At 57.3% G+C, this 9,479-nt stretch carries 6 protein-coding genes; 4 read left to right on the forward strand and 2 right to left on the reverse strand.

Annotated features, from left to right (window positions below):
- The first annotated feature begins 14 nt into the window (after nucleotides 1-14).
- The 3 genes from prfA (at nucleotide 15) to IFT53_RS16625 (ending at nucleotide 3,207) form a co-directional block, all read left to right on the forward strand.
- Nucleotides 15-1,094, forward strand: a complete 1,080-nt coding sequence (gene prfA, locus IFT53_RS16615; RefSeq protein WP_192065953.1) for a peptide chain release factor 1 — start codon at nucleotides 15-17, stop codon at nucleotides 1,092-1,094.
- Complete coding sequence (gene prmC / locus IFT53_RS16620; protein WP_192065951.1) at nucleotides 1,091-1,954, forward strand: peptide chain release factor N(5)-glutamine methyltransferase; 864 nt, start codon at nucleotides 1,091-1,093, stop codon at nucleotides 1,952-1,954. The genes prfA and prmC overlap by 4 nt, the downstream gene beginning before the upstream one ends.
- A 383-nt stretch (nucleotides 1,955-2,337) precedes the next feature.
- The gene (locus IFT53_RS16625) at nucleotides 2,338-3,207 is read left to right on the forward strand and encodes a DUF4167 domain-containing protein (protein ID WP_192065949.1); all 870 of its coding nucleotides are present in this window, start codon (nucleotides 2,338-2,340) and stop codon (nucleotides 3,205-3,207) included.
- 630 nt (nucleotides 3,208-3,837) lie between these two features.
- On the opposite strand, the gene IFT53_RS16630 is transcribed toward IFT53_RS16625, so the two are convergent.
- A complete protein-coding gene (locus IFT53_RS16630; protein WP_192068435.1) occupies nucleotides 3,838-4,143 on the reverse strand; it encodes a hypothetical protein in 306 nt (101 codons plus the stop codon).
- A 345-nt stretch (nucleotides 4,144-4,488) separates the two neighbouring features.
- On the opposite strand from IFT53_RS16630, the gene clpB reads away from it, so the two are divergent.
- A complete protein-coding gene (gene clpB / locus IFT53_RS16635) occupies nucleotides 4,489-7,107 on the forward strand; it encodes an ATP-dependent chaperone ClpB (protein ID WP_192068433.1) in 2,619 nt (872 codons plus the stop codon).
- Between the two features lie 64 nt (nucleotides 7,108-7,171).
- Here clpB and IFT53_RS16640 read toward each other — a convergent pair whose 3' ends face one another.
- A complete protein-coding gene (locus tag IFT53_RS16640; protein WP_042616746.1) occupies nucleotides 7,172-9,109 on the reverse strand; it encodes a M23 family metallopeptidase in 1,938 nt (645 codons plus the stop codon).
- Nucleotides 9,110-9,479: the final 370 nt, after the last annotated feature.

Raw genomic sequence — 9,479 nt, forward strand, 5'->3', positions numbered from 1 at the left:
GGAGTGCGTGACAGGTGGCTAAGCTCCCCGTCGAAAAAATGCGTGAGCTTGAGCGTCGTTTCGGTGAAATCGAAGCGCGCATGGCGTCCGGCCCTGCGGCAGATGTCTATGTGAAGCTGGCCTCGGAATATTCGGAATTGCAGCCGGTTGTCAAAACCATCCGCGAATACGAAAAGGCGCTTGCCGAAACCGCTGATCTGGAAGCCATCGCCGCCGACAGATCCAGCGACAAGGACATGCGCGACCTCGCCGAAGCCGAACTTCCCGAGTTGCAAGCCCAGATCGAGCAGCTTGAAAAGGACATGCAGATCCTTCTTCTGCCCAAGGATGCTGCCGACGAGAAAAGCGCTATCGTTGAAATTCGCGCTGGCACCGGCGGTTCGGAAGCGGCGCTTTTCGCGGGCGATCTGTTTCGCATGTATGAACGCTTCTCAAGCACCAAGGGCTGGAAGGTGGAAATTCTCTCTGCCAGCGAAGGCGAAGCAGGCGGCTACAAGGAAATCATCGCGACGATTACCGGGCGCGGTGTGTTTTCCAAGCTGAAATTCGAATCCGGCGTTCACCGCGTCCAACGCGTGCCGGATACCGAGGCCAGCGGGCGCATTCACACCTCTGCGGCAACCGTCGCCGTTCTGCCGGAAGCCGAAGAGATCGACATCGAAATCCGCCCCGACGATATCCGCATCGATACGATGCGCGCATCCGGCGCCGGTGGCCAGCACGTCAACACCACGGACTCCGCTGTTCGCATCACCCACCTGCCAACGGGGTTGATCGTCACCAGTTCGGAAAAGTCGCAGCACCAGAACCGCGCCAAGGCCATGCAGGTTCTGCGTTCGCGCCTTTACGATATCGAGCGTCAGAAGGTCGATAGCGAACGGTCCGCAGACCGCAAGAGCCAGGTGGGTTCGGGCGATCGCTCCGAGCGCATCCGCACCTATAACTTCCCGCAGGGGCGCGTGACCGATCACCGCATCAACCTCACGCTCTATAAGCTGGACCGCATGATTGAAGGCGATATCGATGAAATGGTCGATGCGCTGATTGCCGATTATCAGGCAGGTCAGCTCGCCCACCTCGGCGAACAGCATTGACGAAGCCCGTCAGCACGCTCGTTGCAGAGGTGCGCAAACGCCTGGAAACAGCAGGTGTTGCCGATCCCGTGACGGATACGAGGCTGCTGATCGGTAGCGTCATTGGCTTTTCGCTGACAGATTTCGTGCTGAATGGCTCCCGCATTGTCAGTGATGGCGAGGCAGCACAGATCGAAACCATGGTTATGCGCCGTGAGAAGGGTGAGCCCGTCCACCGCATTCTCGGCCACCGTGAGTTTTACGGTCTGGACCTCATCCTGTCATCCGGCACGCTGGAGCCGAGGCCCGATACCGAAGTGCTGGTCGATGCGCTTCTTCCCCATTTGCGGCGTATTGCTGCGCAAAAGGGGCAGGCGCAGATTCTGGATATGGGAATCGGTACTGGTGCCATTTGCCTGGCGCTTCTGCACGAATGCGTGGAGGCATCGGGTGTCGGCAGTGATATTTCCCGCGATGCGATTGAGACGGCAGAAAAGAATGCAGCGCGGCATGGCTTGAGCCCGCGTTTCAAGACCGTGGAAAGCGATTGGTTCGCGAATATTTCCGGGCGCTTTGACATCATCGTGTCGAATCCGCCCTATATTAAAAGTGCAGACATCGAAACGCTTGATCGCGATGTGCGCAATTTCGATCCCATGGCAGCGCTTGACGGTGGTGCGGATGGTCTTTTCCCATACCGTGTCATCGCTGAAAAAGCGGTGGATTATCTTGATGTTGGCGGTTTGATCGGGCTCGAAATCGGCTATGATCAGAAAGCGGATGTGACAGCCATTTTTGCAAGCTACGGATATCGCTGTGTGGAGGCAGTGAAGGATTACGGCAGCAACGACCGCGCTCTGCTCTTTTCCAGGCTCGATTGACTGTCACGATGATGGTTATGTGCATGGATATTTTGCACAGCGAAAGAAAAGGCTTGGATTTCGAAAGGAAGCGGGCTAGTTTGCCCGCAACATGTTGGGTGGCTGAGGGCGAATTTAGATTCGCTGGGTTTTGATCAGTCCCGAAGCGGGTTTTTGTGGAAACCCTGAAGGCTGGGCATTCCCGGCATGTGATTCAGGAAACTTTGTTCGCAGGCAGCTCGATGCAGCATTTGCGCATCCGGGCATTAAACGCGAAGTCTTGGCCTTTTGGTGCACGTCGCGTAATGGGAGCAATTTCGGAAAACCGGACTTTGATATGCGTCCATCCGTCATTGTATCGTAACAACGAAATTATCAGAAAACAGAATTCAGGTGAGCAATTGATGAGGCCAGGACAGCAAAACAAGCGCGGCCGGGGGCGTGGTAGCAATAACAATGGCGGCGGCGGCGGTGGTAGCAGCGGTAGCAACAACAATAATAACTTCAATCGCAAGGGCGGCAACCCGCTGACGAGAAGCTATGACAGTTCTGGCCCTGACGTTAAGATTCGTGGCACCGCCCAGCACATAGCCGAGAAATATTCCACGCTCGCACGTGATGCCCAAAGCTCCGGCGACCGCGTTATGGCTGAAAACTATTTGCAGCACGCCGAACATTATAACCGTATCATTGCCTCGGCGCAGGCCCAGATGCAGGAACGCTTCCAGCGCGATGAGCGCGGCGAGTTCCAGCAGGAACGCGACGGCGACGATATGGATGGCGATGACAATGATGACGTCATTGTTTCCATGCCCGGCCAGCATGATCAGCAGGACCAGCAGCGCGCCCAGCGCAACGATCAGCCACAGCGTAACGACCAGCAAGAGCGTCAGGATCGCCCTGAAAGGCAGGAGCGCCCTGAGCGCGCCGAGCGTCAGGACCGCGGTGAACGCCGTGATCGTCGCGAGCGCCCCGCCCGGCCGGAACGCCAGCCCCGCGAGGAGCAGGAGGAGGTGGCTGCAGCGCCAGTTGCCGCACCCGTTTACGACGCAAGCTCTGCACCTCAGCCGGTCATCGAGGGTACGCCCAAGGAAGTAGCGGTCGAAGAGGAAGCGCAGGTTAACGCAACTGCGACGGAACGCGCACCGCGTCGTGCTCGCAGCGCCACGCCTCGCCCCCGTCGCCCACGCCGCACGGCGGGTGAAGACGGCGAAGCAGCGCCTGAAGGTAGCGAAGGCGGCGACGCCCCAACGCTGGAAAATGCTGGCGAATAAGCCAGTTCACCCTGTTAGGTTATAAGTTTGAGAAACCCCGGTTCGCCGGGGTTTTTTCGTTTTTGGGGTCAAGGCTGCGAGAATGAGAATAAATCCTTTGCAAACAACGACTTAATAAAAAACACCGAAAAAACGCAAAAAATCGATCTGCACTTTCTCAATGACGGGCGAATCACCCGCACAATGGCCTCGTTCCGCCCTCGGATACACCGCAAGGCGTTGCGGCGAGGCGGAACCGGCGCTGGTGGTGATGAGGCTACGCAACCTTTCATCGCCGGGGTCTGGCAGCGATCTCCCCGGTGGCAACGGGTGAGGGGATAGCGCCGGTTTCGGACCGGCTGGCGCAATCTCCTCCATGTTCGATCCGGCCTGATGCTTGTGCGTTGCGAATGCCTTACGGGTTCGTTTCGCGTCTGCGTCAGTCCGGCTCGTCAGCCACCGGGCGTACCGACAGCCCTTCGCCTATGGTCGAACGCGACCGGATGGCGGAACGGCGAAAGTCAGGCGGTACACAGGAACACGCTGCATCTGCCCCGCATCGTAAAGGATGCGGACGGATCGTGAGGGACGCATCGGCCAAAAGCCTATGCCCACCTCGTGGAAAACGGATCGCTTGTGCCCGCGCCTCGATCAATCGGCGCGGATGTCAGGCGAAGGCAGGTGTAGCCGAACTGGCAGGTGGCATCCTCTATGGGTGCCGCCGCCCGGAATGGGGAAGGGTTGGACCTTGGTCATGTCCGACCGGTTTTCCGGCAAGGCCTGCCCTCGCCATCCGGGAACAGCCAGCCATGGCAAGAGATCGTGGGCGGACACAAACCGCCGAACGGGGCGCTGAAAGGTGCCAATACTACTACTACCCAACGAGGCAACTTCCAGCGCCCCGTCCGAAATACCCATGGCCGCAAAACGGCGATGGTCAGAATTGCGAATAAACAAGCCACGGGCAGATTCTGCCGCGTGAACGGCGAAGGTTGGCCAAAGGGATTTCGGGAACTTTATAAGAGCGTTCGATCGACTTGGTGCTATCGAGTGAAATGCCACTCCCTCTCGTCTAAAAAATCAACGCAAGGCTTCATCCGGCCTCTTTAAACCGGCAGATTTGCGTACCATATCAAGCCTACCAGAGCAGCGTGCCAAACCATCGGGCGGCATGTCGTTCAAGGCGATGGAAGCCTCTGTATAAAGGCCTTTTTCGCAGCGGGGCTTGCCGCTTCAGGGAGCCTCAACCCTAACATTCCAAACTGCGCCGAGATCGGGCAGGGCGGTAAAAGGAGTTATGAGATGAATATCGAAAAATATTCCGAACGCGTTCGCGGTTTTCTGCAGTCTGCACAGACCTATGCGCTGAACGAAAATCACCAGCAATTTGCAGCCGAGCACGTCCTGAAGGTCCTGCTCGATGACGACCAGGGCATGGCAGCAGCCTTGATCGAGCGCGCCGGTGGCAACGCCAAGGAAGCGCGGCTCGCCAATGATGCGGCTCTTGCCAAATTGCCAAAGGTTTCCGGTGGCAATGGCGGTCTTTCGCTGACCGGCCCACTCGCCAAAGTCTTTTCCACAGCAGAAGATATCGCCAAAAAGGCCGGTGACAGTTTCGTCACGGTTGAGCGTCTGTTGCAGGCGCTTTCCGTTGAAACCTCCGCATCGACCTCCGCCTCCTTGAAAAAAGCTGGCGTGACAGCGCAGGCGCTCAACCAGATTATCAATGATATCCGCAAGGGCCGCACCGCTGATGGTGCCAATGCCGAACAGGGCTTTGATGCGCTGAAGAAATATGCCCGCGATCTGACCGCCGAAGCGCGGGACGGTCGGCTCGATCCCGTAATCGGTCGCGATGATGAAATTCGTCGCACCATGCAGGTTCTGTCGCGCCGCACCAAGAACAACCCGGTCCTGATCGGTGAGCCCGGCGTCGGCAAAACGGCGATTGCCGAAGGTCTGGCCATTCGCATTATCAATGGCGATGTTCCTGAAAGCCTGAAAGACAAGAAGTTGATGGCGCTGGATATGGGCGCTTTGATTGCCGGTGCGAAATATCGCGGTGAGTTTGAGGAGCGGTTGAAGGCTGTTCTGAACGAAGTTCAGGCGGAAGCTGGCGGCATCATTCTCTTCATCGATGAAATGCACACGCTGGTTGGCGCGGGTAAGGCCGATGGCGCCATGGATGCGTCCAACCTGCTCAAGCCGGCACTTGCGCGCGGCGAGCTTCATTGCGTCGGCGCCACCACGCTGGATGAGTATCGTAAGCACGTTGAAAAAGATCCGGCTCTGGCCCGTCGCTTCCAGCCTGTCATCGTCAGCGAACCGACGGTCGAGGACACGATTTCGATCCTGCGCGGTTTGAAGGAAAAATACGAGCAACATCACAAGGTCCGCATCTCCGATTCGGCTCTGGTGGCCGCTGCAACCCTCTCCAACCGCTACATCACCGATCGCTTCTTGCCAGATAAGGCCATCGATCTCATGGACGAAGCCGCATCGCGTCTGCGCATGCAGGTGGATTCCAAGCCCGAGGAGCTGGACGAACTGGATCGTCGGATCATTCAGCTGAAGATCGAGCGCGAAGCCTTGAAGCAGGAAACGGATGCCTCATCTGCGGATCGCCTGAAAAGGCTGGAAGATGAGCTGGCCGACACGGAAGAAAAGGCCGATGCACTGACAGCCCGCTGGCAGGCGGAAAAGCAGAAGCTCGGCCATGCGGCGGATCTGAAGAAGCAACTGGATGAAGCACGTAATGAGCTAGCAACCGCCCAGCGCAATGGACAGTTCCAGCGCGCCGGTGAGTTGACCTATGGCATCATTCCGGGTCTGGAAAAGCAGCTGGCAACCGCCGAACAGCATGATAGCAGCGGAGCTGCATCCATGGTTCAGGAAGTGGTGACAGCCGACAATATCGCCCATGTCATCTCGCGCTGGACCGGCATCCCGGTTGACAGAATGCTGGAAGGTCAGCGCGAGAAGCTTCTGCGCATGGAAGATGATCTGGCGAAATCCGTGGTCGGTCAGGGGGAAGCGGTTCAGGCCGTGTCCAGAGCTGTCCGCCGTTCGCGTGCCGGTCTGCAGGATCCCAACCGTCCAATCGGCTCGTTCATCTTCCTCGGACCAACCGGTGTGGGCAAGACCGAGCTGACTAAGGCTTTGGCGCGGTTCCTCTTCGATGACGAAACGGCCATGGTTCGCCTCGACATGTCGGAATATATGGAGAAACACTCCGTTGCCCGTCTGATTGGTGCGCCTCCCGGCTATGTCGGCTATGAGGAAGGTGGCGCATTGACGGAAGCCATTCGTCGGCGTCCCTATCAGGTCGTTCTGTTCGACGAGATCGAAAAGGCGCATCCAGACGTCTTCAACGTTCTGTTGCAGGTGCTGGATGACGGCCGTCTGACCGATGGTCAGGGCCGCACCGTCGATTTCAAGAACATCATCATCATCATGACCTCGAACCTCGGTTCGGAGTTCCTGACGCAGATGGGCGATAACGACGATGTGGATTCGGTCCGCGAACTGGTCATGGAGCGTGTCCGTGGGCATTTCCGGCCGGAATTCCTTAACCGCATCGATGACATCATCCTGTTCCATCGCCTGCATCGCAATGAAATGGGCGCCATCGTTGAAATCCAGCTGCACCGTCTGGTGGCGCTGCTCAGCGACCGCAAGATTGTGCTGGAACTGGATGAAGACGCCCGCAACTGGCTGGCCGACAAGGGTTATGACCCCGCCTATGGTGCCCGGCCGCTGAAGCGCGTCATCCAGAAAAACGTGCAGGACCGTCTGGCCGAGCTCATCCTCAACGGCGAGATCCCCGACGGCTCCCGCGTCAAGGTAACATCTGGCACAGACAGGCTGCTATTCAACATCAAGCCCCTGCTTCCAAATGTCGAAACCGCCGACGCGGCATGACGAAACAAAAAGGGCTCCTGCAAGGGAGCCCTTTTTATGTGTGCTGATCTAGATGGAAATGGAGCTAGCGGCTCGCAACCTGGTCAGGCTTGGTCTCGATGTTCAGCAGCGTATCGATACGGCGGCGTTCGTCGGAAAAACGAGCCAAAGCTTCGCCGGATAGCGATTTTCCGCCTGGCAGGCGCACCTTCATCGCATCGACCTTCGTACCATTGACGATCAGCTCGTAATGCAGATGCGCACCGGTCGAAAGACCAGTCGATCCGACATAGCCGATCACCTGGCCCTGCGTGACACGGGCCCCTTCAGTCACGCCCTTGGCGATGGCATTCTGGTGGTTATAGGACGAAACATATCCATTCGCATGGCGGATCAGCGTCTGGTTGCCATAACCGGAAGCCCATCCCGCTTTCTCAACCACGCCATTGCCCGTCGCAATAATCGGCGTTCCGCGTGGTGCGGCCCAATCTGTGCCGGTATGCATACGGCTGAATCGCAATACAGGGTGACGGCGCATGCCGAAGCCTGACGTCATGCGACCGTTCGGAACCGGATTGCGGATGAGGAACTGGCGAATGCTTTTGCCTTGCCCGTCGAAATAATCGACGCTGCCATCATCGGAGTTCTGGAAGCGGTAAAACCGCGTTTCATTGTCGCCAAATTTGGCATTGACGTAGAGCAACTCGGACTGATCGGTCGCTTTTCCATCCGGCCCTTGGACTGAGAAGAACGCCTCAAGGGAATCGGTTGGCTTCAACTGCGCCTGGAAATCGACGCTGCTTGCCAGAAGCTTTACCAGTTGCGCAACCATCGTCTGGTTCATGCCATAGGTGAGAGCCGCCCGGTAAACACCGTCGTAAACCCTCGGCAAATCGCGGTTGGCGGTCAAAGGTGCATTGCTGCTGTCAAATGCGGTGGCAACGGCATCCAGATGCGGTGGCTCGCTGGCCCTTACGAACTTATGGCTATCATTTGTCGCGACCGTCATCATATGCCGACCCTTGCGATAGAGGGTGGCCCTCACAATGTCGCTTTTCTCTTCGCTCTGCAGAATACCGATCCGAAGCACGTCGCCGGGCTCCACATTCGAGGCGCCATTCTCAGCACCCAGCACCGCAGCTGTCTGCTTGGCCTGCTCCTTCGAGTAACCAGCGCCAAAAAGCGCTTCCTCCATCGTCTCGGCCTGCCGGACCGGGATGACGTCATCAGCATATTCCTGAAATTTGACAGTTGCCGCCTGCGGCGTGGAGACAGACATGTTCTGCTCGACCACACGTGCGGCAAGCCCGGCAGTCACATCCACATCCTCTGTCGCCTCAAAGCGGCGCGGGTCGATGTAATAAAGTGCGGAAAGCTGCTCATTACCGTCGGTCAACATCGAACCGTTGGACCGAACTGCCTCTTCGACCTCATCGAAGCTCATCGAACCCGCAAAGGCAAATGGACTGTCCTTGGTTGGAAACGCCACAGTCTTCAGGCTGACCTCGGACTCTACTTCAGACCCGTAGATCGTCCCGGTCCGGCTTGCGGCAGGAGACGCATCCTCATTCGTCGCGAATATATTCAGCGGATCAAACGGAGGATAATCCTCCTGATTGTTGTAATTGGCAGCAAGTGCGATCTTCACATGGGAAAATGGTACTTTGCGCACCACTTCCTTGTCCCCATCATGAATGACGGTCGAAACTTCCATCACCGAACGGTCTGAGGGACGCGCCGCAATATTTTGGCCAATAAGACGCGTACCGCGCCGCACCGTCTCGGATGCATCCTGTTCCATATCCGCCCGCGCAAAGGCTTCGGCCGGAATGGCAAGCTGCTGGCGCCCGTCGAGCGCTGCAAAAAGGGCAACGCCCATAAGGATGGAAGAAGTGATGCCAGTGAGAAAGGTGCCGCTCAACCAGCGCAGGGAGATTTCACGACGATCAGGAGCACGCCGACCCTCCGCCAGAATAGGCGGTTCGGTTCCAAGCGAGCGGATCATGTCTCGATCCGTCATCATGCCTGTTGCGACCAGTCGTTCATTCGATCTCCAGAAACGCTTAAGTCGAAGATGTGCAACTTTCAAAGACTGGAGTCAAACGGGAGCGACATAGCCCGAACCGTGTTCCCCGCCTTTATAGTGCCAGCTTCGATATGTCTCGGGATAGGCCGCGCTAATGTCCAAAACGTGGCAGCCGTCATTGGAATGATTGTGGGCCGGGTCTTATGAAGTGCTTTGTGAAGCAAAACACAGGAAATGTGGGTGTCCAAGCTGTCCACATGGTCGAAAACTGAAAATACCGCATTAAAACCAGTGACTTACTGTTTTTCTGAATTTTCTGTCTGACCTGCTGTTGACTTGTTTCGGGTGTGTCCTCTATAAGTCCGCT

The organism is Rhizobium sp. CFBP 13644 (assembly GCF_014842165.1).
Taxonomy (GTDB): Bacteria; Pseudomonadota; Alphaproteobacteria; order Rhizobiales; family Rhizobiaceae; genus Agrobacterium; species Agrobacterium tumefaciens_C.

Coding starts and splice junctions, on each gene's coding strand:
- IFT53_RS16625 (WP_192065949.1), top strand. CDS start 2,338: ATGAGGCCAGGACAGCAAAACAAGCGCGGCCGGGGGCGTGGTAGCAAT.
- IFT53_RS16640 (WP_042616746.1), bottom strand. CDS start 9,109: ATGATGACGGATCGAGACATGATCCGCTCGCTTGGAACCGAACCGCCT.
- clpB (WP_192068433.1), top strand. CDS start 4,489: ATGAATATCGAAAAATATTCCGAACGCGTTCGCGGTTTTCTGCAGTCT.